The organism is Caulobacter sp. GW821-FHT12A07, assembly GCF_058807655.1.
In genome coordinates this window covers 523367-545768 of the sequence record NZ_JBXAQX010000002.1, presented here as the reverse complement: position 1 = coordinate 545768, position 22402 = coordinate 523367, and the positions used below count along the sequence as shown (strand labels likewise).

The window sequence follows — 22402 nt, the reverse complement described above, 5'->3', positions numbered from 1 at the left end:
CCCCCCCCTCGGGGGAACCCCCCCCGAGCGACTGAGGGGGCCGCCGAAGGCGGTGCCGCCCCCTCCGGCCCTCTGGGCCACCTCCCCCAGAGGGGGAGGATTTAGCAATCTAAACCCCCAGGTCCTTCCGCACGAACCGGTACGTCTCGCGCTTCTCGCACGCGCAGGCCTTCATCTGGCCGTCCGGCGTCCACCACACCAGCAGCGGATAGGCGAAGTTGACGCCGTTGTCCTTGAGCAGCGGCCGCAGGTCCTCGACCGACTTGCGGCCGGCCTCGATGACGGCGGTGCGGGCGATGTCGCCGTCGGCGGGCTTGATCCCCGGGGCCTTCCAGGCCTCGACCGGGGTGGCGTCCCACTTCTCGGCCAGTTCCCACGAGCGGTTGATCCACAGCTCGGCCACCGTCGCCCGCTCCACCGGCGTCGACTTGGGCACGCCGTTGCGGTCGGCGCGGGCGATCTCGATCAGGCGGGTGTCGACGCCCGCCTTGTGCAGCTTGGGATACTCTTCCTTCTTGAAGCGGATGCAGTCGGGGCAGGTGCGGAAGCTGACCATGTAGAGCTTGCCCCCCTTCAGGCCCGGCGACACCCAGCCGGAGCCTTCGAGGATCTTGGCGATCTCGGCCTGGTTCTTGGTGATGGTCTTGGGCCGCCAGCGCAGGTCGAAGTTCCACCATGCCCACAGGCCGGCGCCGACCACCGCCACGACGACCGCCAGACCGGCCCACAGCTTGAACTTCTTCATCTCTACCGATCCCCTAGGAATTGCCGAAGCCGGTGAATAGGACGCCGCGAGCCCTTCGGCGACGGCAAAATTCCTGAAAGCCGCTTGAGGCCCGCGTCGGGGACTCTAGATTGGCGCGATGTCCATGTCACAGGCGCCCGCGACCGCCGCCCCCCTAGAAATCGACCTGCCCGACGAGGCCGCCACCAAGGCGCTCGGCGAACGGCTGGCCGCCGTGCTGTTTCCGGGCGCGGCCCTGTGCCTCTACGGTCCGCTCGGCGCCGGCAAGTCGACCCTGGCCCGCGCCCTCGTGCGCGCCCTGACCTCGCCCGAAGAAGAGGTGCCCAGTCCGACCTTCACCCTGGTGCAGTTCTACGAAGCGGAAGCCTTCCCGCTGGCCCATTTCGACCTCTATCGCCTGGAGGATCCGGACGAGGCCTACGAGATCGGTCTCCTAGAGGCCCTGGAGGACGGCGCGGCCCTGATCGAATGGCCCCAGCGCCTGGAGGGCCGTCTGCCGCCCGACCGACTCGATGTAGAGATTTCCGCGGTTCTGGACGAGCCTCTGAATGGGGCCGCCGGCGAAGCCCGCCGCGTCCGCATCACTCCTTACGGCGCCTTCAAGGAACGCAAGCTTGAGCTCTGACCGCGAAACCCTGAAGGCCGACTTTCTTGCCCGCCACGGCTATGGCGACGCGCGCCGCCAGCCGCTGGGCGGCGACGCCTCGACCCGCTCGTACGAGCGCCTGCATCGCGGCGAGCAGACCTTCATCTTCATGGACCAGCCGCCGGCCCTGGAGACCGCCCCCTGCCCGCCCGACGCGACGCCGGACGAGCGCCGCGCTCTGGGCTTCAACGCCGCCTATCGCCTGGCCGCCGGCCGGGTGGACGTCTTCGTGGCCGTGGCCGGCTGGCTGCGGGCGCAAGGCCTCTCGGCCCCCGAGGTGCTGGCCGCCGAGCCGACCCTGGGCCTGGCCGTCCTCGAAGACCTGGGCGACGACCTCTACGCCAAGGTGATCGCCGAGGGCGGCGACGAGCCGCTGCTCTACGACGCCGCCGTCGACGCCCTGGTCGCCCTGCACGCCGTCGCGCCGCCCGCCGTGCTGGAAGCCGGCGGTTCGACCTGGCCGCTGCTGACCTATGACGACCTGGCTTTGCAGATGGCCCAGGACCTGTTCGTCGAGTGGCTGCCCAAGCTGAAGCCCGTGACCTTCGACGCCGCCGCCCTGGCCGACTGGCAGGCGCTGTGGAGCCCGATCCGCGCCCGGGCCGAGGCCGGCGCTTCGGTGTTCTGCCACCGCGACTATCACGCCGAGAACCTGCTGTGGCTGCCCGACCGCGAGGGTCCGGCGCGCGTGGGCCTGATCGACTTCCAGGACGCCGTGGTCGCCCACCCGGCCTGGGACTTCTCGATGCTGCTGCACGACGCCCGCCGCGACGTCTCGCCGGAAATCGAGCAACGCGGCCTCGACCGCTATCTCGCCGCCCGCCCCGAGCTCGACCGCACCCAGTTCCTGGCCGACTACCATGCGCTGGGGGCGCTCAACATCGCCCGCATCCTCGGCATCTTCGCCCGCCTGGTCACCCGCGACGGCAAGCCCAAGTACGAGAGCTTCATGCCCCGCCTGTGGCGCTATCTGGACAGCTGCCTGGCCGATCCGGCGCTGGCGGGGCTGAAGGCCTGGTTCGACGCCCACGTCCCGGCGGAGGCCCGCTCGTGAGCGCTTCTCCGAAGAAGGCGATGGTGCTGGCCGCGGGCCTTGGCACCCGCATGCGCCCCCTGACCAACGACCGGCCGAAAGCCCTCGTGGAAGTCGCCGGCCGCACGCTGGTGGACCACATGCTCGACCGCCTGGCCGAGGCCGGGGTCGAGACCGCCGTGGTCAATGTCCACGCCTTCGCCGACCGGCTGGAGGATCACCTCAAGGCCCGCGCCAGCGCGCCGACGATCGTCATCTCCGACGAGCGCGGCGAACTGCTGGAGACCGGCGGCGGCCTGCGCAAGGCCCGGCCGCTGCTGGGCGAAGAGCCGGTGTTCGTCGCCAATATCGACTCCGTCTGGACCGAAGACGGCGCGCCGGCGATCGACAGCCTGGCCAAGGCCTGGGATCCGGAGCGGATGGACGTCTGCCTGCTGCTGGCGCGCCTGGACCGCACCCTCGGCTTCGACGGGGCCGGCGACTTCTTCCTGGCCGAGGACGGGGCCCTGACCTTCCGGGGCGAGGCCACCAGCGCGCCGTTCGCCTATATGGGCGTGCACATCTGCAAGCCGGGCCTGGTCGATGACGGCCCCGAGGGCGCGTTCTCGCTGGCGACGATCTGGCGCAAGCTCGCGCCCCAGGGCCGCGTGCACGGCGTGGTCATGGACGGCTTCTGGATGCACGTCGGCGATCCCGGCGCGCGCGACGAGGCCGAGGCCCGCTTGGCCGAGGTCCCGGCGGGATGAGCGGCCCGGCCGGTTCCGGCTGGTTCTCGATCCCGGCCCACCGGCCGTTCGTCGACGACGTGGCCGCCGGCCTCCTCGAGCGCCTGGCCCATCTGGGTCCCGACGCCCTGTCGCACGCCACCCTGCTGACCCCGACCCGCCGCGGCGCCCGCGCCCTGGCCGACGCCTTCGTGGCGGCCGGCGGCGGGCGGGCCGTGCTGCTGCCGCAGATCCGCCCGCTGGGCGACCTCGACGAGGGCGAGCCGCCGTTCGAGCCCGGCGACCTGGCGCTCGACCTGCCGCCCGCCGTCTCCAGCCGCCGCCGCCGGTTCGAACTGGCGCGCCTGGTCCACGACAACGCGTCCTTGCTCGACAGCCCGCCCAGCGCCGGCCAGGCCCTGGAGATGGCCAAGGCCGTGTCCGACCTGCTCGACAGCTGCCAGATCGAGGAGGTCCCGATCATCGAGCGCCTCGACGGCCTGGCCGACGGGGATCTGGCCGCCCACTGGCAGGTCTCGGCGCGGTTCATCCGGGCCATGGTCGAGGGCTGGACCGCTCGTCTCGAAGACCTCCAGATGATGGACGTCAGCGAGCGCCGCGTGCGGCTGCTGCGCGCCCTGGCCGAGCAGTGGATGGCCAATCCGCCGCCTGGCGTGCTGGTCGCCGCCGGTTCGACCGGCACCGCCCCCGCCACCGCCGACCTGCTGATCGCCATCTCCCGCGCCCCGCAAGGCTGCGTCGTGCTGCCGGGCCTGGACGAGGATCTCGCCGACGACGCCTGGGACAAGGTCGGCGAGCAGCATCCGCAGGGCGCCATGCGCCGGCTGCTCCACCGCGCCGAGGTCGATCGCGGCGCCGTCCGCCGCTGGCGGGCCGAGGCCGACAGCCGGGGCCGCTGGCGTCGCCGCCTGGTCAACGAGGCCCTGCGCCCGGCCGAGGCCACCGCCGACTGGCTGGCCCAGATCGCCAAACTGCGCGCGGAGTCCGCGACGCTCGACCCGATCGCCGAGGGCCTGTCGGGCCTGTCGCTGGTCAACGCCTCCGGCGAGGAAGAGGCCGCCCTGGCCTGCGCCCTGCTGCTACGCGAGGCCCTGGAGACGCCAGGCAAGACCGCCGCGCTCGTGACCCCCGACCAGCAGCTGGCCCGCCGCGCGGGGCTCTATCTGGCCCGCTGGGGCGTCGTGCCCGACAGCTCGGCCGGCGCGCCCCTGGCCGCCTCGCCCCCCGCCGTGCTGGCCCGCAAGTTGGCCGGGCTCGTTTTGGCGCCGCTGGATCCGGTCGGTCTGCTGGCCGTCGCCAAGCACCCGCTGCTCAAGGCCGACGACGCCGCGCGGACGCTAGAGCTGCGGGGCCTGCGCGGCTCGGCCCCGGCCGACGCGGCCGCTCTCGAACGCCGCATCGCCGCCTATCCCGAGGCCGTGGACCTGGCCCGCCGCATCCACGCCGCCGTCGAGATCGCCGCCGAGCCCTACGCCGCCGGCCCCGTCGCCCCGCCGCACCTCGCCGCCGAAGCCCTGGCGAAAGCGCTGGAAAGCCTGGCCGAGCCCCAGGCGCTGTGGGCCGGCTCCGGCGGCGAAGCCCTGGCGGCGCTGATCTCGGCCCTGATCGACGACGGCCAGGCCCTACCGCCGACCAATCCGCTGGGCTTCCTCGACCTGCTGGGCCGGCTGGTCGACGAGGAGACCCTGCGCGTCGGCGGCGCCACGCATCCTCAGCTGCGGATGCTGGGCGCCATCGAGGCCCGTCTGGTGCGCGCCGACCGGCTGATCCTGGCCGGGCTGGAGGAAGGCGTCTGGCCGCAGGCGGCCCCGATCGATCCGTTCCTGTCGCGGCCGATGCGCGAGAAGCTCGGCCTGCCGCCGCCCGAGCGCAAGATCGGCCTCACCGCCCACGACTTCGCCCAGGCCGCCAGCGCCCCCGACGTCATCCTGGTGCACAGCCAGCGCCGCGGCGGCGCGCCGGCCGTCGAGAGCCGCTGGCTGTGGCGAATGAAAACCCTGGCGCGCGGCGCCAACCTGACCCTGACCGAGCGCCCCGACGTGCTGGACTGGGCCCGGGCGCTCGACGCCCCCGGCCCCTACGCCCCGGTCCGGCGCCCTGCTCCCTGCCCGCCGGTCGCCGACCGTCCCCGCAAGATGGCCGTCACCCGCGTCGAGGCCCTGACGCGCGATCCCTACGCCGTCTGGGCGCGCGACATCCTCAAGCTCTACCCCCTCGACCGTCCGGACGAGCCGGTGGAGGCGCGCGCGCGCGGCACGGCCATCCACGCCGCCTTCGAGGTGTTCGCCGAGACCTACCCGCAGGCGCTGCCGGCCAACGGCGCGGAGATCTTCGAGGGCCTCTACATCGCCGAGCTGGTCGCCGCCGGCATGCCGCCCTCGGCCCTGGCCCGCGAACGCGCCCTGGCCCGCGAAGCCGCCCTGTGGGTCATGGACCTGGAGGCCCGCCGCCGCGCGAACGCCGAGAAGATCGTCGTCGAGGCCGCCGGCGAGATCACCTTCCAGGTCGACGGCCGGCCCTTCACCCTGACGGCCAAGACCGACCGCCTGGAGCCGACCCGCGACGGCCTTTCCGCCCACATCCTCGACTACAAGACCGGCGCCGCTCCCAGCCAGAAGCAGGTGGACACCGGCTTCTCACCGCAGCTGACCCTGACGGCGGCCATCCTGCAGAACGGCGGCTTCCCCGCACTCGGCCCGCGCGCGCCCGGGGATCTCACCTATGTCCGCGTCACCGGCCGACGCCCGGCCGGCGAGGAGCAGACCCGCGCCAGGGCCGGCGGCGAGAGCGAGGACGCCGCCCGCAAGGCCTTCGACGGCCTGGTCGAGCTGATCCGCAAGTACGACGAGCCGACGCGGCCCTACCTGTCGCGCACCGCCCCGCAGTTCGTGCACGACCATGCGGGGGACTACGGTCACCTGGCGCGGGTGTTCGAGTGGTCCACCAGCGGCGACGAGGGGGACGGGGAATGAGGGCGGCGCTGTTCTCAAGAAACCTCCCCCTCTGGGGGAGGCGGCCGAAGGCCGGTGGGGGGGCGTTTTCAACGGCCGCCGCGCTGGCCGACTTCCGAATAACTCCCCCCACCGATCGCTGCGCGATCGCCTCCCCCAGAGGGGGAGGTTCCCTTTGATCGCCCTCGATCCCCAGCGCATCGCCGCCGACCCGGCGATCTCCGCCTTCGTCACGGCCAACGCCGGTTCGGGCAAGACCAAGACCCTGATCGACCGGGTCGCGCGCCTGCTGCTGGGCGGCGCCGAGCCGGCGGCGATCCTGTGCGTGACCTACACCAAGGCCGCCGCCGCCGAGATGCAGCACCGCCTGTTCGACCGGCTGGGCAAGTGGTGCATCACGCCCGACGACGCGCTGCGCGCCGAGATCGCCGACCTCGTGGACCGCCCGGCCAACGAGTTCGACGCGGCCGCCCTGTCCAAGGCCCGCAGCCTGTTCGCGAAAGCCCTCGAGACGCCGGGCGGCCTGAAGATCCAGACCATTCACGCCTTCTGCGAGAAGCTGCTGCGGCGCTTCCCGATCGAGGCCGGGGTGTCGCCCGGCTTCCAGGTGATGGACGACGGCGCCTCGTCGGCCGTGGCCCAGGCGGCCCTGCACAAGCTGGCCGACCACGTCACCCACAGCGACGACGTGTTCGCGCAGGCCTATGCCCGCTTCTCGGTGGCCCTGGACTTCGCCTCGTTCGAGGCGATGTTCGCGACCTTCGAGCACCAGCGCTCCGGCATCGCCGCCTATCTCGACCGCTGCGGCGGCCTGGAGGGCGTGATCGCCGATCTCTGGACCGTCTGCGGCTTTCCCGAACCGACCACCGCCGATGAGGTCGCGGCCGAGGCCATGGCCGATCTCGACCGGGTGCTGTGGCGCTCGATCGCCGACGTGCTGGCGGGCGGCGGCAAGACCGACATCAAGTGCGGCGAGCAGATGCGGGCCGTCGCCGTCGATCCCGGCGCGACGCTGGAAGACGCCCTGGCGGCCCTCTTCACCGAAAAGGGCGTGGGCACGCCCGCGACCTGGCCGGCCAAGACCTCGGGCCTGAAGAGCCGGGAAGACCTGCGCGAACGGCTGCTGGCCGAACAGGAGCGCCTGGAGGAGGCCCGCGAATACCTCCGCGCCGCCAAGGTGGCCGAGGACAGCGTCGCGGCCCTGCGGCTGGCGGCGCTCTATCTGGCCAAGTTCATCGAGGAAAAGCAGGCCCACGGGGCGCTCGACTTCTCCGACCTGATCGAGAAGACCCGTGACCTGCTGACCCGCAAGGTCGACGCGGCCTGGGTGCTTTACAAGCTGGATGGCGGGGTGTCGCACATCCTGCTCGACGAGGCCCAGGACACCGCCCCCGAGCAGTGGGAGATCCTGTCGGCCCTGACCGAGGACTTCTTCGCCGGGGCCGGGGCGCCGGGCCGCGACGGCAAGGCCGCCGACGGCCGCACCCTGTTCATCGTCGGCGACGAGAAGCAGTCGATCTATTCGTTCCAGGGCGCCCAGCCCGAGCGGCTGCTGATCGAGACGCAAGGCTACATCGCCCGCATCGAGGCCGTCGGCCGCACGGGCAAGGCCGTGCCGCTGTCGATGTCCTACCGCTCGACCCAGCAGGTGCTGAGCTTCGTCGACGCCCTGTTCGAGGCGCCGGACGCGCGGCTGGGCCTGGCTCCGACCGGCGAGGACATCCCGGGCCACGAGGCCTTCCGCCGCGACCATCCGGGGTGCGTGGACCTGTGGCCGCTGGAGCGCGAGCCGGTCGCCGCCGAGCGCGAGGCCTGGGACGCGCCGCTCGACGTCGAGACCGAGCAGGGCGCCAACCGCCGCCTGGCCGAGAAGATCGCCGCCGAGATCAAGGCCCTGGTCGAGCGCGGCGATGCGGTGTTCGACAAGGACAGCCGGACCTGGCGCCCGGCCCACTATGGCGACGTGCTGGTGCTGGTGCGGCGGCGCAAGGCGCTGTTCGAGGAGGTGCTGCGGGCGCTGAAGCGGCGCGGCGTGCCGGTGGCCGGCGCCGACCGGCTGTCGCTGTCGGCTCACATCATCTTCGACGACCTGCTGGCGCTTGGCCGCTTCTGCCTGTTCCCGGGCGATGACCTGACTCTGGCGGCGCTTCTTAAGAGCCCGTTCTGCGGCCTGGCGGACGATGATCTCTACGCCCTGGCCAAGGGACGGCGCGGGACGCTGTGGACCGTGCTGACCGCGCGCGCTGACGAGCGGCCGCTTTGGCGCGAGGCCCACGCCCTGCTCGACTGGGCCCTGAACGCCCGTCGCCGCCGCCAGCCCTACGAATTCTACGCCCTGTTCCTGGGCAAGCTGGACGTCAACGGAACCAGCAACCGCGCCCGCGCCCTCACCCGCCTGGGCGAAGAGGCCGCCGACGCCCTGGACGAGTTCCTGGCCCAGATCACCAACGCCGAAGCGCGCGGCGTGCGGGATCTGGAGACCCTGGTCGCCGAGTTCGCGGCGCTCGACATCGTGGTCAAGCGCGAGATGGAGGGCGTGCGCCGGCAGGTGCGGGTGATGACGGCCCACGGCGCCAAGGGCCTGGAGGCGCCGATCGTCTTCCTGCCCGAGACGACGATGAAGGGCGGGGCGCGCGGCTCGCCGCTGCTGGCCACGGCGGACAAGGGTTATGTCTGGTGCGCCTCGGGCAAGTACGACTGCGAGGCCTCGGCGAGCGCCCGAAAGCTGCGCGAGGACAAGGCCCAGCAGGAGGCCTATCGCCTGCTCTATGTGGGCCTGACCCGGGCGCGCGACCGCTTGATCCTGTGCGGCCGCATCGACGCGCGCACCAAGGACGAGAACGTCGGCGGCTGGTACGCCGCCGCTCGCGCGGCCTTCGCCCATCCGCTGATCGAGGGCGACACCCGGACGATCGACGCGGAGAGTGACTCGGAGACCGGGGTCCTACGCTACGGCCCCGATCCCCTGCCCGCCCCGCCGGCGGCGCAAGTGGCCGACGCCGCCCCCCACGCCCTGCCCGCCTGGGCGCGCAAGGCGGCCGACCCGGTGTCGGCCGGCGCCCGCTGGGCCGCGCCCTCGGCGCTGGAGGCCGAGGAGGAGGCCGTCGGCTCCGCCCCTTCGCCGCTGGCCAGGATCGAGGGCCTGGGCCGCTATCGCCGGGGCGAGGTGATCCACCGGCTCCTGCAGCTTCTGCCCGACATCGCGCCCGCCGAACGCCGAACCGCCGCCGCGCGCCTGCTGGCCGCCGAGCGCGACCTGACCGATCCGCAACGGGCCGAGATGACCGCCGCCGCCTTCGGGGTGCTGGAGGACGACCGCTTCGCCGCCGTGTTCGGCCCTGGCTCGCGCGCCGAGGCCGCCCTGGCTGGAGCCGCTTCCAGGCTGCCGCAGGGCATGGCGATCTCGGGCCGGGTCGACCGGCTGGTGGTCTCGCCCGACCGGGTGCTGGTCGTCGACTACAAGACCAACCGCCCCTCGCCCGACCGCATCGAAGACGCCGACCCGGCCTATCTGGCCCAGATGGCGGTCTATGCGGCGGTGCTGGCCGAGATCTTCCCCGGGCGCGAGATCGACGCCGCCATCGTGTGGACGGATGGTCCCAAACTGATGGCCGTTCCAGAAAACGTGCGGGCGGCGGCGCTTTCGCGCCTCTTCTGAGTTATTGCCGGGCGGCTTTCCCACGCCTACATCTTCGGACAAGAGGCGGCTGGAACCGCCACTGTTCTCAATTCCGCGTCGCGGCCGCCCCCGACCCGCGACGCCTGCAAGGAGCCTGACCCATGAGCACCGTGACGGTGACCGACGCCACCTTCGAACAAGACGTCCTGCAAGCCGAGGGCCCCGTGCTCGTCGACTTCTGGGCCGAGTGGTGCGGCCCGTGCAAGCAGATCGCCCCGGCCCTGGAGCAGATCTCCGAAGAGCTCGCCGACCACGTGGTCGTCGCCAAGATCAACATTGAGGACAGCCCGACCACCCCGTCGCGCTACGGCGTCCGCGGCATCCCGACCATGATGCTGTTCCGCGGCGGCCAGATGACCTCGATGAAGGTCGGCGCCATGCCCAAGGCCAAGATCCTGGAATGGCTGACCGAAGCCGGCGTCCAGCAACCGGCCTGAGCCTGAGCGTTCAGAACTGACGAAGAGCCCCGGCCGGCAACGGCCGGGGCTTTTTCTTTTGGCGCCAAAGATCCTCCCCCTCTGGGGGAGGTGGCCCAGAGGGCCGGAGGGGGGCCGTTTTCAGCTGCCGGAGAGGTGGCCGGTTTCGCAGACACGCCCCCCACCGATCGCTACGCGATCGCCTCCCCCACAGGGGGAGGTTCCTTGCCTAGAACCCCCGCAGCTCCCCCCAGACCTCGAACGCCTCCCGCCGCGAGCGCCACTGGTTCACCGCCGCGTCCTCGTCGGCGACGCCCAGCGCCATGCCCGAGAACACCATGTGGTCGTCCGGCAGCCCCAGAAAATCGGCCGACAGCTTGCCGTAGGCCGACCAGAACTCCTGGGCGCAGGTGGCCAGGCCCCGCTCGGTGGCCAGCAGCATCACCGTCTGCATGTACATGCCCAGGTCCGACCATTGCGGAGGGCCCAGCTGGCGGTCGATGGAGAAGAACAGACCCACCGGCGCGCCGAAGAACTCGGCGTTGCGGGCGAACTGCATCAGGCGGCCCATCTTGTTCTCGCGGGGGATCTCCAGCGCGCCATAGAGGTCCTCGCCCACCTGGAAGCGGCGACTGCGGAAGGGCTCCCAGAGATTGGCCGGATAGACGGCGTATTGCGCCTCGTCGGGCGAGCCCAGCCGGGCGGCGACCTGGGCCTTGAAGTCGGCCAGCGCCTCGCCGGCGACGGCGTGGACCTTCCACGGCTGGAGATTTCCGCCCGAGGGCGCGCGGGCGGCGGCCTCGAGGATGGCCCGCACCGTCTCGCCCGGCACCGGATCGGCCTTGAAGGCCCGCGCCGAAAACCGCGCGGCGACCGCTTCCGACACGCTCATGCCATCAGGCATCAAGGCCTCCCTAACCAACGCGCCCTATCGAGCGTCTCGATCGTTGGCTAGCATCCGGCCGCAAGGTCAAGGCAAGGGGCGTCGAGTTTGAAGGTTCTGCTGCGCAACATCTTCCTGGCGCTGTTCATCGTGCTGGTCGTCGGCCCGATCCTGGCGGTGCTGGTCTATCGCTTCGTGCCCGTGCCGGCGACGCCGCTGATGGTCATCCGCGCGGTCGAGGGCAGGGGCTGGGACCACCGCTGGCGGCCGCTGTCCAAGGTCTCGCCCAGCCTGCCCCGCGCCCTGATCGCCGCCGAGGACGCCCGCTTCTGCGAGCACCACGGCTTCGACGTCGAGGCCCTGCAGAAGGCCTATGAGAACAACGAGAAGGGCAAGAAGGTGCGCGGCGGCTCGACCATCAGCCAGCAGACCGCCAAGAACGTCTTCCTGTGGCCGGACCGCTCCTACCTGCGCAAGGGGCTGGAGGCCTGGTTCACGGTGCTGATCGAGCTGGGCTGGGGCAAGCAGCGGATCATGGAGGTCTATCTGAACTCCATCGAGTTCGGCCCCGGCATCTATGGCGCCGAGGCCGCCGCCCAGCGCTACTTCAAGACCAGCGCCGCCAACCTCACGCCCGCCCAGTCGGCGCGGCTGGCGGCGATCCTGCCAAGCCCGCTGAAGTGGAAGGCCGTCAAGCCCGGCCGCTACGTCCAGAAGCGCTCGCGCCGGATCGGCGCGGCCTCGGGCACGGTGCGCCGCGACGGCCTGGAAGCCTGCGTCATCTAGAGAAGAAAAAGAGGGAGGAAGTTCGATGGCCACAGCGCCTGGTCCCACGCTGGAGACCGCCCGCCTGACCCTGCGCCCCACCGCCGCCGAGGACCTCGACGGCTGGGCCGAACTGATGGGCGACGCGCAGGCCGCCCAATATATCGGCGGCTACCAGAACCGCGACACCGCCTGGCGCGGCATGGCCTCAATGGCCGGCTCCTGGGCGATGAACGGCTTCGGCATGTTCTCGCTGCTGGAGAAGACGACCGGCGAGTGGGTCGGCCGCATCGGCCCCTGGCGGCCGGAGGGCTGGCCGGGCACGGAGGTCGGCTGGAGCCTGATCCGCCACGCCTGGGGCAAGGGCTATGCGGTGGAGGCCGCCACGGCCGCCATCGACTGGGCCTTCGACCACCTGGGCTGGGACGAGGTGATCCACTGCATCCACCCGGAGAACGTCGCCTCGCAGCAGGTGGCGATCCGGCTGGGGTCGAGCAACCGGGGGCCCAAGCCGTTGCCGGCGCCGTATTCGGAGGTTCCGAATGAGGTTTGGGGGCAGACGCGGACGGAGTGGCGTCAGAGACCCTCTCCCTGAAGGGAGAGGTGTCGGCGAAGGCCATCCTAGAGAAACCTCCCCCTGTGGGGGAGGCGGCCGAAGGCCGGTGGGGGGACGTTTTCAACTGCCGCTGATAAGGCCGGCTTTGTCGACACTCCCCCCTCCGATCGCTGCGCGATCGCCTCCCCCACAGGGGGAGTTTCCTTGAGTGACGCCATCGGACTCCAGACCTACGCTTTAGGCCGCCACCCGTCCGGGGCCAGCTCGAACCCTTCGAACCGGAACCCCGGCGCCACGGTGCAGCCGACCAGGGTCCAGGCGCCCAGCGACACCGCCGTCTGCCACCACCCCACCGGCACCACCACCTGCGGCCGGCAGCCGGCCCGCAGGTCCGGACCCAGCGTATGCGGCGTCATGCCGACGCCGTCGGGCGGCGACAGGGTGAGTGAGATCGGGGCGCCGGCGTACCAGTGCCAGACCTCGACCGCGTCGATGCGGTGCCAGGCCGACATCTGCTCGGCCTCCAGCAGGTAGTAGATCGCCGTCGAGGCCGGACGGCCCTCGGCGTTGGGGGCGTCCTCGAACACCCGCACGTACCAGCCGCCCTCGGGATGCGGCGCCATGCCGAGCAGGCGCACGATCTCGCCCGCGCCCAAATCACCCGAAAGGGCCGCGCCGGAGATTCCAGCCAAAGTCATCGAACTCATCCCTTGAAACTGTCCTTGGCCGCGCGGATCTCGGCGAAGGCCTGGGCCGGCGCAAGGCCCGGCCGCAGCAACGGCGCGCGCAGGAACGGATTGGTGGCCTTCTCCAGGCCGATGCTAGTGGGCACGGTGGCCTCGCCGCGCTCGCGGGCGGCGAACACCTCGTCCGCCCGCGCCTTCAGGGCCGGGTCGGCGTCGACCGACAAAGCAAAGCGGGCGTTGGAGGCGGTGTATTCGTGGGCGCAGTAGACGGTGGTGTCGTCGGGCAGGTCGGCCAGCCGCGACAGCGAGGCCCACATCTGCTCGGGATCGCCCTCGAACATCCGCCCGCAGCCCAGGACGAACAGGGTGTCGCCGACGAAGGCGATCTGGTCGCCGGCGTCGTGATAAGCCACGTGGCCCAGGGTGTGGCCGCCGCTGTCGATGACCGCGAACGTCGTCTCGCCCAGTTCGACCACATCGCCGCCGGCAACCGCACGGTCGAGCGGCGCGATGCGGGTCACCTCCTGCGGGCCGGCGATGGTCGCGCCGGTGGCTGCCTTGACCTTCTCGTTGCCGCCGGCGTGGTCGGGGTGCCAGTGGGTGTTGAGGATCATGTCGAGACCCCAGCCCAGCTTTTCCAGCTGCAGCAGGATGGCGTCGGCGTCCGGCGTGTCGATGCAGGCGGTCTTGCCGGTCGCGACATCGCGCACGAGAAAGCCGTAATTGTCGGACAGGCAGGGAAACTGGTGGATTTCGAGCGACATGCGAACGGCCTCGGTCACGGACGGGGGTCGGCGGGCGTGACGTGGAGGATTCGCCCGCCTAAATAAGTGACGCCTGGGCCACGGAGATTCAATGCGCCGCGACGTGCTCGACCTCAGGGCCTTCTACGCCGCCCCGCTCGGCCGGGTGGCGCGGGAGATGCTCGGCCGCAAGGTGGCCGAGGCCTGGGGCGACGCCAACGGGCTGGACGTGCTGGGCCTGGGCTACGCCACCCCCTTCCTCGACGAGGCCCGCGCCAAGGCCCGCCGGGTGGTGGCCGCCATGCCCGCCACCCAAGGCGTGGAAGTCTGGCCCGGCGGTGAGCGCAACCAGGCGGCCCTGGTCGAAGAAACCGCCCTGCCCTTTCCCAACGCCATGTTCGACCGGATCCTGGCCGTCCACGCCCTGGAGGAGGCCGACGACCCGGCCGCCGTGCTGCGCGAGATCTGGCGGGTGATGGCTCCGTCCGGCCGGCTGATCGTCGCCGTGGCCTCGCGCGACGGCGTCTGGGCCGGCGCCGAGAGCACGCCTTTCGGGCACGGCCGCCCGTTCAGCCGCAGCCAGCTGGAAAGCCTGCTGCGCGAGGCCGACCTGGAGCCCGCCGGCTGGACGCGGGCGCTCTACGCGCCGCCGATGGCCTTCACCGCCGGCTGGGCCGAGGGCTTCGAGCAGGTCGGCGCGCGCCTGTGGCCGCGCTTCGCCGGCCTGATCCTGATGGAGGCGGTCAAGCAGACCTTCGCGGTCAAGCCGCGGGGCACGCGGGCCCGGGCGCGGGTGTTCGCGCCGGTCATGCCGCCCGTTCCGGCGGGCGCGGCGCCTGTTCGAAAGGCGCCGGGAACCGTAAGGACCGGAATACTATTGGAAGCTGTGGCGGCAGGGCCTAGCCTGGAGTCGCCGACACAGCCGTAACCGGCCGCGTATGAAGGGGATGCCGCGCCATGAAGATGATCGTCGCCGTGATCAAGCCCAGCCGCCTGGACGCCGTGCTCGAAGCGGTCACAGAAGCCGGCGCTTCGGGCCTGACGGTGACCGAAGTACGTGGCTACGGCCGCCAGAAGGGCAAGACCGAGGTCTATCGCGGCGCCGAGTACGAGGTGAAGCTGCTGCCGAAGGTCAAGCTCGAGATCGCCGTGCCCACCGACGTGGCCGACGCGGTGATCGAGGCCCTGCAGCGCACCGCCAACACCGGCAAGATCGGCGACGGCAAGGTCTTCGTCATGGACCTGGAGCAGGCCCTGCGCATCCGCACCGGCGAGCGCGACGCCGCCGCCATCGCCGGCTGATCTTTCCGGCAAGCGGAGCCATATTCGCCGCCGCACGTTTTCGAGCGGAGTAGCGGCGTAGGGGCGTCATGGCAGAATCCGAATCCGTCTTCTGTCCGGGCTCGACCTGTTGGCGGGTCGAGACCGCCGACCGGCTTGCGCTGTTCATCGACAACGACGAGGCCTTCGACGCGCTGAAGGCCCTGCTGCTGTCGGCCAAGCACTCGATCTGGATCCTGGCCTGGGTGTTCGATCCGCTCACCAGGCTCGATCCCGACCGGGTCAAGAAGAGCCGGGATCCCGAGCACGCCGACCGCATCGGCCTTCTGCTGCGCCGGCAGGCGGCGCTGAACCCGGCGCTGGACGTGCGGGTGCTGGCCTGGGACATGCCGTTCCCGATCGCCGCCTCGCAGCTGTTCGGCCCCCAGCGCGGCGCGGCCTTCTTCGCCGGCTCCAAGGTCAAGTACCGGCTGGACAACACCCTGCCGGCCAGCGCCTGCCATCACCAGAAGGTGGTGGTGGTCGACGGGGTCACGGCCCTGCTCAGCGGCGGCGACATCGGCGTCGACCGCTGGGACACCACCGCCCACCTCGACAACGATCCGCGCCGGCGCCTGCCCACGGGGCATCACTATCCGGCCCGCCACGAGGTCGCCGCCCTGGTCGACGGCCGCACCGCCGAGGCCCTGGGCGAGCTCTTCGCCGAGCGCTGGCGAAAGGCGACGGGTGAAACGGTCGATCCGCCTCAGCGTCCGGCGATCACGCCCTGGCCCCAAGGCCTGACGCCGCTGCTGCGCCGCGTGCCGGTGGCCATCGCCCGCACCCAGCCGGCCTGGCGCCACGACCCCGAGATCACCGAGTGCCTGCAGCTGCACCTGCAGACCATCCGCACGGCCCAATGGCTGATCTATGTGGAGAACCAGTACCTGACCTCGCCGATCGTGGTCGAAGCCCTGGCCGAGCGCCTGGCCGAGCCCGACGGTCCGGAGGTGGTGACCATCGGCCCGGCCCGCAGCCCGAGCTATTTCGACCAGGTGACCATGGACAGCGCCCGCACCGCGGCGATCAACCGCCTGCGCGAGGTCGACGTCCACGGCCGCTTCTACGCCTTCAGCGCCCGCACGCCCAAGGGCGCGCCGATCATCGTCCATTCCAAGGTGGCGGTGGCCGACGACCGGGTGCTGCGCCTGGGCTCGGCCAATCTCAACAACCGCTCGATCGGGCTCGACACCGAGTGCGACATCGGCTTCGAGGCCCGCGACGAGGACGAGCGCCTGGCCATCGCCGCCTTCCTCGGGCGGCTGGTCGGCCACTTCCTGGGGGTCGAGACCGAGGTGCTGCTGGAGGCCTTCCTGGAATATGGCGGCCTTGGCCCGGCCATCGAGGCGCTGGACGGCAAGACCGGCCCGCGCCGGCTGGAGCCGGTGGGCGTGGTGCCGCTGAAGGGTCTCAAGAAGTTCGTCGCCGACTGGAGCTTGGGCGACGCCATCGCCCCCGACGACGCCTGGCGCCCCTGGGGTCGCCGCAAGCGGCTGCGGCACGACCTGGCGCGCCTGACCGCCCCGCCGCCGGAACCGCCGGAGCATTTGCAATTGTAGACCCCTCTCTCATGGAGAGAGGGAGGGGCCCACGCCGTAGGCGTGGGAGGGTGAGAGGGTACACCCTCACAGAATTGAGCGCGGTTGGGTGCGGAGCGGAACCTGTAAGGGTTTCTCCGGCCGACGGTGAAACCTCTCACCCTCCCACCGCTTCGCGGCGGGCCCCTCCCTCTCTCAAAGAGAGAGGGATTTCACCCTTCCTCGATCTCCAGATCCACCACCAGCGGCAGGTGATCCGACGCCACCCGGGCCAGGGCGTCATAGGGCGAGAAGACGTTCACCGTGCGCAGGCCCTTGGTCAGGAAGACGTGGTCGATGCGCATGAACGGGAAGTTCGAGGGGAAGGTCGCGGTCGGGGCCTTGCCCCAGCCCGAGGCCAGGGTCTGGGCGTCGCGGGCGGCGGCCTTCAGCAGGCGGTAGGTGGCCGAATAGGGGGTGGCGTTGAAGTCGCCCAGCAGCACGCCCGGCGCGGTCCAGCGATCGGATGCCATCCAGGCCTCGCCGACCAGGGCGGCGGCCTGTCGCTTCTGCTCCTGGGGCACCAGACCAAGGTGGGTGTTGATGATCTGCACCGGCTTGCCGCCGACCATCACCTCGACCCACAGCGCCCCGCGCGGCTCCAGCCCCGGCACGGCGCGATAGAACGGCAGCGGGCCGGACTTGATCAGCTTTTCGGGCAGGTGGGTGAGGATGGCGTCGCCGTAGAGCTCCTCCTCCACCGTCATGGCCGGGTGGAAGTGGAAGCCCATCTTCAGCAATTCGGCCAGACGGTGGGCCTGATCGACGTTGCCGGTGCGCAGCCGGCCGACGTCGAGTTCCTGCAGGGCCACGACGTCGGGCTCATGCGCCGAGATCACCTCGGCCACGCGTTCCACGTCGAGCCTGCGGTCGCCGCCCACGCAACGGTGGACGTTGTAGGTCATCAGCCGCAGCTTCATGGGATCAGAAGATCGCCTGAAACGGCGCTAGGTTCCACACGCTGAGCGGGCGCCCCCCCGCTGAGCAGGAAAAGACAGCTCTCCGAGCGCCAGTTCTCCAGGGCCTTGGTCGGGTCGATGGGCCGCGCGGGGCCGTTTCCGGCGAAGGCGGCGCTGGAATCCACGCGCACGCCCAGGTCCTCCGTCAGGGCCATGAAGTCGGCCAGGGTGCACAGGTGGATGTTCGGCGTCGCCCACCAGGGCGTCGGCAGGGCCTTGGTCTCGGGCATCCGCCCCCGGCTGAGCAGCGACCAGCGCACGCTCCAGTGGCCGAAATTGGGGAACGACACGATCGCGCGGTCGGCGATGCGCAAGAGCTCGTCCAGCACGTGGCGCGGATTGCGCGTGGCCTGCAGGGTCTGGGACAGGATGGCGTAGTCGAAGGTCTTGTCGGGGAAGTGGTCGAGGTCCTGGTCGGCGTCGCCCTGCACCACCGACAGCCCCCGCGCCATGCAGGCGGCCACGCCGTGGGCGCTGATCTCCAGCCCCCGGCCGTCGACCTCCTTCTCCCGGGTCAGCAGCTCCAGGAGCGCGCCCTCGCCGCAGCCGACGTCGAGCACCCGCGCGCCGGGGCGAACGAGGCGCAGGATTTCGCGGAAGTCCTCGCGGATGAACGTCAAAGGAACCTCTCCCTCTGGGGGAGGCGGCCGAAGGCCGGTGGGGGGCCGTTTTCAGTTTCCGAGGCGGCGGATCGTCCTTGCAACACTCCCCCCACCGATCGCTGCGCGATCGCCTCTCCCACGGGGGGAGGTTCCCGAAGTACAGCCCTCATCGCCCGATCCCCCGTTCCCGCTCCACCGACGCCATGAACCCGGTCAGCGCCGCGTCCATCACCGGCTCGTCCAGCAGGAAGGCGTCGTGGCCCTTGTCGCTGTCGATCTCGGCGAAGGCCGCGCGGCAGCCGGCGGCGGTCAGGGCGCGGACGATGTGGCGGCTCTCCGAGGTCGGATAGAGCCAGTCGCTGGTGAAGCTGAGCACGCAGAACCTGACCTCGCGCGCGGCCTTGAAGGCGTTGGCCAGCACCCCGCCGTGCGGCGCGGCCAGGTCGAAATAGTCCATGGCCCGGGTGATGTAGAGGTAGGAGTTGGCGTCGAACCGATCGACGAACGCCGCCCCCTGGTGGCGCAGATAGCTCTCGACCTGGAAGTCGGCGTCGAAGCCCCAGGACAGGCCGTCGCGCTGCAGCTCGCGCCCGAACTTGCGCTGTAGGGCGGGCTCGGAGAGGTAGGTGATGTGGGCGGCCATCCGCGCCACGGCCAGGCCCTTCTCGGGCCGCGCGCCCTGGCTGGCATAGGCCCCGCCGCGCCATTCGGGATCGGCCATGATCGCCTGGCGGCCCACCTCGTGGAAGGCGATGTTCTGGGCCGAGTGCCGCGAGGCCGAGGCCACGATCACGGCGCTGAACAGCTTTTGCGGATAGTCGGCCGCCCACTGCTGCACCTGCATGCCGCCCATCGAGCCGCCGACCACCGCCAGCAGGGTGTCGACCCCGAGCGCGTCGATCAGCATGGCCTGGGCCCGCACCATGTCGGCGATGGTCAGGATCGGGAACGACAGGCCCCAGGGCTCGCCCGTGGCCGGATTGATCGAGGCGGGGCCGGTCGAGCCCATGCAGCCGCCGATGACGTTGGAGCAGATGACGAAATGCCGGGCCGGATCGATCGGCTTGCCGGGGCCCACCAACCGCGTCCACCAGCCGGGCTTGCCCGTCGTCGGATTGGCCCCGGCCACGTACTGGTCGCCGGTCAGGGCGTGGCAGATCAGGATGGCGTTGGAGCCGTCCTCGTTCAGCGCGCCATAGGTCTGGTAGGCGATCTCCAGGCCGGCGATCTTCGCCCCTGAATCGAGCACCAGCGGACGGTCGGCGGGGAAGCGCCAGACACCGCCGCCGAGCGGCGCGGAAACGTCCAGGTCGAGATCGGCCATGTCGCCTTGGACCGCCTGTCGGCGAAGGTGTCAACCATGCGCTTTGCGCCAGGCTCCCGGCCCCGTATGAGGAGATCGTCGAGACGGCGTTTCTCGCCATTTGCCCCGTCAAGAAACCGCTCTATGGAGAGCCGCATGGACCGGTTGATCCTGATGCGCCACGGCAAGGCCGAGCGGCACGCCGCCCAGGGCGGAGACTTCGAGCGCGCTCTGGCCGAGCGCGGCCGCCAGGACGTGGCGCTGATCGCGTCTGCCCTGGCTTCGGAAGGCCTCGCGCCCGATCTGGTGCTGGTCTCGGCCGCCCGCCGCACCCGCGAGACCTGGGACGCCGCCGCCGGCGCCTTCCCCGGCGCGACCGCCGAAATCGACAAGAGCCTCTATCACGCCGAGGCCCAGGAGGTTCTGGCCGCCGTGCGCGAGGCTGACGCCCCCGCCGGCACGGTGATGGTGGTCGGCCACAATCCGGGCCTGCACGACCTGTCGCTGCGCCTGGCCCTCGGCGGTCCGGCCGACGCGGGCGAGCTTTCCAAGCTGCGCGGCCGCTTTCCCACCGCCACGGCGGCGGTCTTCGACATCGACGCGTCCGGCGCCCCGCGGCTGGCGCGCGTCTTCTACGCATCCGAACACGGCGGGCACGGCGGCGAATGACCCTGGTCTACAAGATCCTGCCCAAGGCCCTCTGGGACGAGGCCAAGGCGGCCGGCCGCTTTGACGGCTCCCCCATCGACCACGCCGACGGCTTCATCCACCTGTCGGCCGCCGGCCAGGCCCAGGAAACCGCCGCCCTCTATTTCCGCGGCCAGGAGGATCTTCTCCTGGTCGGTTTCGACGCCGACGCCCTGGGTCCGGACCTGAAGTGGGAGGCCTCGCGCGGCGGGGCCCTGTTCCCGCACCTCTTCCGGTCGCTGTCTCCGGCCGAAGCCGTTTCGGAAAAGCCGATCCCCCTCGACGCCGACGGCGTGCCGCAACTGGGCGACCTTTCCGCATGAGCCTGCATGACATCGCCTCCCGCGCCCTGCACGCGCTGGACCCCGAAGACGCCCACGGCTGGGCGATCCGCGGCCTGAAGTGGGGCCTGGGCCCGCGCGACGGCGGCGTCGATGATCCGATCCTGGCCACCAGCGTCGCGGGCCTGCAACTGTCCAACTGCGTGGGCCTGGCCGCCGGCTTCGACAAGAACGCCGAGGTTCCCGACGCCATGCTGGCCGCCGGCTTCGGCTTCGTGGAGGCCGGCACGGTCACGCCCCTGGCCCAGGCCGGCAATCCGCGCCCGCGCCTCTTCCGGCTCACGGACGACCAGGCGGTGATCAACCGCATGGGCTTCAACAACGAAGGGCTGGAGCCCTTCGCCGCGCGTCTTGCGGCCCGCAAGCACGCCCACGCCGACCGCCTGGGCGTGTTCGGCGCCAATATCGGGGCCAACAAGGACGCCGAGGATCGCATCGGCGACTACGTGACGGGCCTGACCCGCCTGTGGGGCCTGTCGGACTACTTCACGGTCAACATCTCCTCGCCCAACACGCCAGGCCTGCGCGCCTTGCAGACCAAGGCGGCGCTCGAGGAACTGCTTGGCCGGATCGCGCAAGCGCGCGCGGGCCTGGCCAAGGGCGGCGCCGACTATCCGATCTTCCTGAAGGTCGCGCCCGACCTGGAGGACGGCGAGGTCGAGGCCATCGTCGAGACCGTGCTGGCCCAGGGCCTGAACGGGATCATCGTCTCCAACACCACCATCGCCCGCCCCGATACGCTGCGCTCGGCGCAGAAGGGCGAGGGCGGCGGGCTTTCCGGCGCGCCGCTGCTGACCGCCTCGACCGCGGTGCTGGCCCAGTTCCACGCCGCCGCCAAGGGCCGCCTGGCGCTGATCGGGGCCGGCGGCATCGCCAGCGGGGCCGACGCCCTGGCCAAGATCAAGGCCGGCGCCTGCGCGGTGCAGCTCTATTCGGCCCTGGTCTATGGCGGGCCGGGCCTGGTGGTCCGCATCAAGAAGGACCTGGCCGCCCGCCTGCGCGCCGAGGGCTTCGCCAGCGTTTCCGAGGCGATCGGGACCGCATGAATCCCGACCAGAGCCTGGCCTGGCTGAGACGCTTCGGACCGCTCGCGGTTCTGGCGATCCTGCTCGCCGTGGCTCTGGGGTCGGGCCTGGCCGGCAAACTCTCCCTGGAGACCCTCCAGGCCCAGGGCCAGGCCTTGCAGGCCTTCGCCCACCGGCATCCGGCGCGCTGCGCCGTGATCTTCGTGCTGGTCTATGTGGCCACCGTCTCGGTCTCGCTGCCCGGAGCGCTGATCCTGTCGCTGAGCAGCGGCTTTCTGTTCGGCCCGCTGGGCGGCGCCCTGGCCCTGACCGGCGTCACCGGCGGCTCGACCGTGGTCTACGCGGCCTGCCGCACCGCCTTCGGCGATTTCCTGCGGCGCAAGCCGGGCGCCCTGCTGACCCGCATCGAGGAAGGCTTCAAGGCCGACGCCTTCTCCTACCTCCTGACCCTGCGACTGATCCCAGCCTTCCCGCTGCTGCTGGTCAATGTCGCCTCGGGCCTGATGCGCATCCCCTTCCGCACCTATCTGCTGGCCTCGGTGCTGGGCATGGCGCCGAGCTCGTTCATCTATGCCGGGATCGGTTCGGGCCTTGGTCATCTGTTCGCCACGGGAGAGCCGGTGACCCTGTCCACCCTGGCCTCGCCGCGCATCTATCTGCCGATCGTCGGCCTGGGCGTGCTGGCGCTGATCCCGCCGCTCTGGAAGACCGCGCGCAGGCGCCGCGTTGCCCCGGCCCCCGACGTGAAGTAACCCAGACA

General features: G+C 71.2%; 22 protein-coding genes. 15 read left to right on the top strand and 7 right to left on the bottom strand.

Annotation, left to right across the window (positions count from 1 at the left end):
* Nucleotides 1–109 precede the first annotated feature (109 nt).
* Nucleotides 110–745 (bottom strand): hypothetical protein, encoded by a 636-nt coding sequence (locus AC1RRS_RS06290; protein ID WP_492854372.1) that lies wholly within the window; start codon nt 743–745, stop codon nt 110–112.
* Between the two features lie 124 nt (nt 746–869).
* On the opposite strand from AC1RRS_RS06290, the gene tsaE reads away from it, so the two are divergent.
* The 6 genes from tsaE to trxA all read left to right on the top strand — a co-directional run bounded on the left by tsaE (nt 870) and on the right by trxA (nt 10216).
* Nucleotides 870–1370, top strand: coding sequence for a tRNA (adenosine(37)-N6)-threonylcarbamoyltransferase complex ATPase subunit type 1 TsaE (tsaE, locus tag AC1RRS_RS06285; RefSeq protein WP_492854371.1), 501 nt, complete (start codon nt 870–872; stop codon nt 1368–1370).
* Nucleotides 1360–2445, top strand: coding sequence for an N-acetylmuramate/N-acetylglucosamine kinase AmgK (gene amgK, locus AC1RRS_RS06280; RefSeq protein WP_492854370.1), 1086 nt, complete (start codon nt 1360–1362; stop codon nt 2443–2445). Before tsaE ends, amgK begins: the two co-directional genes overlap by 11 nt.
* Before the next feature lie 20 nt (nt 2446–2465).
* Nucleotides 2466–3170: an N-acetylmuramate alpha-1-phosphate uridylyltransferase MurU gene (gene murU / locus AC1RRS_RS06275; RefSeq protein WP_492854466.1), complete on the top strand. Its 705-nt coding sequence runs from the start codon at nt 2466–2468 to the stop codon at nt 3168–3170.
* Nucleotides 3167–6121 carry a double-strand break repair protein AddB gene (addB, locus tag AC1RRS_RS06270; protein ID WP_492854369.1) on the top strand — a complete coding sequence of 985 codons (2955 nt, stop codon included), beginning with the start codon at nt 3167–3169 and terminating at the stop codon, nt 6119–6121. The genes murU and addB overlap by 4 nt, the downstream gene beginning before the upstream one ends.
* A gap of 157 nt (nt 6122–6278) precedes the next feature.
* A complete protein-coding gene (gene addA, locus AC1RRS_RS06265) occupies nt 6279–9758 on the top strand; it encodes a double-strand break repair helicase AddA (RefSeq protein WP_492854465.1) in 3480 nt (1159 codons plus the stop codon).
* A 122-nt stretch (nt 9759–9880) separates the two neighbouring features.
* Nucleotides 9881–10216, top strand: coding sequence for a thioredoxin (gene trxA / locus AC1RRS_RS06260; RefSeq protein ID WP_487289975.1), 336 nt, complete (start codon nt 9881–9883; stop codon nt 10214–10216).
* 208 nt (nt 10217–10424) lie between these two features.
* Here trxA and AC1RRS_RS06255 read toward each other — a convergent pair whose 3' ends face one another.
* Nucleotides 10425–11087, bottom strand: coding sequence for a nitroreductase (locus tag AC1RRS_RS06255; protein ID WP_492854464.1), 663 nt, complete (start codon nt 11085–11087; stop codon nt 10425–10427).
* A gap of 99 nt (nt 11088–11186) precedes the next feature.
* Here AC1RRS_RS06255 and mtgA point away from each other — a divergent pair, with 99 nt between their 5' ends.
* Both mtgA and AC1RRS_RS06245 read left to right on the top strand, forming a co-directional pair.
* Complete coding sequence (gene mtgA / locus AC1RRS_RS06250; protein ID WP_487289977.1) at nt 11187–11864, top strand: monofunctional biosynthetic peptidoglycan transglycosylase; 678 nt, start codon at nt 11187–11189, stop codon at nt 11862–11864.
* A 25-nt stretch (nt 11865–11889) separates the two neighbouring features.
* The gene (locus tag AC1RRS_RS06245; RefSeq protein WP_492854367.1) at nt 11890–12438 is read left to right on the top strand and encodes a GNAT family N-acetyltransferase; all 549 of its coding nucleotides are present in this window, start codon (nt 11890–11892) and stop codon (nt 12436–12438) included.
* A 191-nt stretch (nt 12439–12629) separates the two neighbouring features.
* Here AC1RRS_RS06245 and AC1RRS_RS06240 read toward each other — a convergent pair whose 3' ends face one another.
* Nucleotides 12630–13106: a cupin domain-containing protein gene (locus AC1RRS_RS06240; protein ID WP_492854366.1), complete on the bottom strand. Its 477-nt coding sequence runs from the start codon at nt 13104–13106 to the stop codon at nt 12630–12632.
* A complete protein-coding gene (gene gloB, locus AC1RRS_RS06235) occupies nt 13103–13849 on the bottom strand; it encodes a hydroxyacylglutathione hydrolase (protein WP_492854365.1) in 747 nt (248 codons plus the stop codon). Before gloB ends, AC1RRS_RS06240 begins: the two co-directional genes overlap by 4 nt.
* Nucleotides 13850–13940: 91 nt before the next feature.
* Between gloB and AC1RRS_RS06230 the strand changes: the two genes are divergently transcribed.
* From AC1RRS_RS06230 to AC1RRS_RS06220, 3 genes are all read left to right on the top strand, one after another.
* Nucleotides 13941–14756: a class I SAM-dependent methyltransferase gene (locus AC1RRS_RS06230; RefSeq protein WP_110132827.1), complete on the top strand. Its 816-nt coding sequence runs from the start codon at nt 13941–13943 to the stop codon at nt 14754–14756.
* A gap of 29 nt (nt 14757–14785) precedes the next feature.
* Nucleotides 14786–15130: a P-II family nitrogen regulator gene (locus AC1RRS_RS06225; RefSeq protein ID WP_110120108.1), complete on the top strand. Its 345-nt coding sequence runs from the start codon at nt 14786–14788 to the stop codon at nt 15128–15130.
* A gap of 68 nt (nt 15131–15198) precedes the next feature.
* Nucleotides 15199–16707, top strand: coding sequence for a phospholipase D-like domain-containing protein (locus tag AC1RRS_RS06220; RefSeq protein ID WP_487289985.1), 1509 nt, complete (start codon nt 15199–15201; stop codon nt 16705–16707).
* Nucleotides 16708–16898: 191 nt separating this feature from the next.
* On the opposite strand, the gene AC1RRS_RS06215 is transcribed toward AC1RRS_RS06220, so the two are convergent.
* The 3 genes from AC1RRS_RS06215 to metX all read right to left on the bottom strand — a co-directional run bounded on the left by AC1RRS_RS06215 (nt 16899) and on the right by metX (nt 19610).
* Nucleotides 16899–17645: an endonuclease/exonuclease/phosphatase family protein gene (locus AC1RRS_RS06215; RefSeq protein ID WP_492854364.1), complete on the bottom strand. Its 747-nt coding sequence runs from the start codon at nt 17643–17645 to the stop codon at nt 16899–16901.
* Nucleotides 17642–18304 carry a methionine biosynthesis protein MetW gene (metW, locus tag AC1RRS_RS06210; protein WP_492854363.1) on the bottom strand — a complete coding sequence of 221 codons (663 nt, stop codon included), beginning with the start codon at nt 18302–18304 and terminating at the stop codon, nt 17642–17644. The genes AC1RRS_RS06215 and metW overlap by 4 nt, the downstream gene beginning before the upstream one ends.
* A 148-nt stretch (nt 18305–18452) precedes the next feature.
* Nucleotides 18453–19610, bottom strand: coding sequence for a homoserine O-acetyltransferase MetX (metX, locus tag AC1RRS_RS06205; RefSeq protein WP_492854362.1), 1158 nt, complete (start codon nt 19608–19610; stop codon nt 18453–18455).
* A 135-nt stretch (nt 19611–19745) separates the two neighbouring features.
* On the opposite strand from metX, the gene AC1RRS_RS06200 reads away from it, so the two are divergent.
* From AC1RRS_RS06200 to AC1RRS_RS06185, 4 genes are read left to right on the top strand one after another with little or no spacing between them, the layout of a single operon-like run.
* Nucleotides 19746–20258, top strand: a complete 513-nt coding sequence (locus AC1RRS_RS06200) for a SixA phosphatase family protein (protein WP_492854361.1) — start codon at nt 19746–19748, stop codon at nt 20256–20258.
* Entirely contained in the window at nt 20255–20599 is a 345-nt protein-coding gene (locus AC1RRS_RS06195) for a DUF952 domain-containing protein (protein ID WP_492854360.1), read from the top strand. The genes AC1RRS_RS06200 and AC1RRS_RS06195 overlap by 4 nt, the downstream gene beginning before the upstream one ends.
* Entirely contained in the window at nt 20596–21663 is a 1068-nt protein-coding gene (locus AC1RRS_RS06190; RefSeq protein WP_492854359.1) for a quinone-dependent dihydroorotate dehydrogenase, read from the top strand. The genes AC1RRS_RS06195 and AC1RRS_RS06190 overlap by 4 nt, the downstream gene beginning before the upstream one ends.
* Nucleotides 21660–22394 (top strand): TVP38/TMEM64 family protein, encoded by a 735-nt coding sequence (locus AC1RRS_RS06185; RefSeq protein WP_492854358.1) that lies wholly within the window; start codon nt 21660–21662, stop codon nt 22392–22394. Before AC1RRS_RS06190 ends, AC1RRS_RS06185 begins: the two co-directional genes overlap by 4 nt.
* The last annotated feature ends 8 nt before the right edge of the window (nt 22395–22402 follow it).

What these genes read in the sequence shown, in the direction of transcription:
- AC1RRS_RS06290 (WP_492854372.1), bottom strand. Translation starts at nt 745, where the DNA reads ATGAAGAAGTTCAAGCTGTGGGCCGGTCTGGCGGTCGTCGTGGCGGTG.
- tsaE (WP_492854371.1), top strand. Translation starts at nt 870, where the DNA reads ATGTCACAGGCGCCCGCGACCGCCGCCCCCCTAGAAATCGACCTGCCC.
- murU (WP_492854466.1), top strand. Translation starts at nt 2,466, where the DNA reads ATGGTGCTGGCCGCGGGCCTTGGCACCCGCATGCGCCCCCTGACCAAC.
- addB (WP_492854369.1), top strand. Translation starts at nt 3,167, where the DNA reads ATGAGCGGCCCGGCCGGTTCCGGCTGGTTCTCGATCCCGGCCCACCGG.
- trxA (WP_487289975.1), top strand. Translation starts at nt 9,881, where the DNA reads ATGAGCACCGTGACGGTGACCGACGCCACCTTCGAACAAGACGTCCTG.
- AC1RRS_RS06255 (WP_492854464.1), bottom strand. Translation starts at nt 11,087, where the DNA reads ATGAGCGTGTCGGAAGCGGTCGCCGCGCGGTTTTCGGCGCGGGCCTTC.
- AC1RRS_RS06245 (WP_492854367.1), top strand. Translation starts at nt 11,890, where the DNA reads ATGGCCACAGCGCCTGGTCCCACGCTGGAGACCGCCCGCCTGACCCTG.
- AC1RRS_RS06240 (WP_492854366.1), bottom strand. Translation starts at nt 13,106, where the DNA reads ATGAGTTCGATGACTTTGGCTGGAATCTCCGGCGCGGCCCTTTCGGGT.
- gloB (WP_492854365.1), bottom strand. Translation starts at nt 13,849, where the DNA reads ATGTCGCTCGAAATCCACCAGTTTCCCTGCCTGTCCGACAATTACGGC.
- AC1RRS_RS06230 (WP_110132827.1), top strand. Translation starts at nt 13,941, where the DNA reads ATGCGCCGCGACGTGCTCGACCTCAGGGCCTTCTACGCCGCCCCGCTC.
- AC1RRS_RS06225 (WP_110120108.1), top strand. Translation starts at nt 14,786, where the DNA reads ATGAAGATGATCGTCGCCGTGATCAAGCCCAGCCGCCTGGACGCCGTG.
- AC1RRS_RS06220 (WP_487289985.1), top strand. Translation starts at nt 15,199, where the DNA reads ATGGCAGAATCCGAATCCGTCTTCTGTCCGGGCTCGACCTGTTGGCGG.
- AC1RRS_RS06215 (WP_492854364.1), bottom strand. Translation starts at nt 17,645, where the DNA reads ATGAAGCTGCGGCTGATGACCTACAACGTCCACCGTTGCGTGGGCGGC.
- metX (WP_492854362.1), bottom strand. Translation starts at nt 19,610, where the DNA reads ATGGCCGATCTCGACCTGGACGTTTCCGCGCCGCTCGGCGGCGGTGTC.
- AC1RRS_RS06200 (WP_492854361.1), top strand. Translation starts at nt 19,746, where the DNA reads ATGGACCGGTTGATCCTGATGCGCCACGGCAAGGCCGAGCGGCACGCC.
- AC1RRS_RS06195 (WP_492854360.1), top strand. Translation starts at nt 20,255, where the DNA reads ATGACCCTGGTCTACAAGATCCTGCCCAAGGCCCTCTGGGACGAGGCC.
- AC1RRS_RS06190 (WP_492854359.1), top strand. Translation starts at nt 20,596, where the DNA reads ATGAGCCTGCATGACATCGCCTCCCGCGCCCTGCACGCGCTGGACCCC.
- AC1RRS_RS06185 (WP_492854358.1), top strand. Translation starts at nt 21,660, where the DNA reads ATGAATCCCGACCAGAGCCTGGCCTGGCTGAGACGCTTCGGACCGCTC.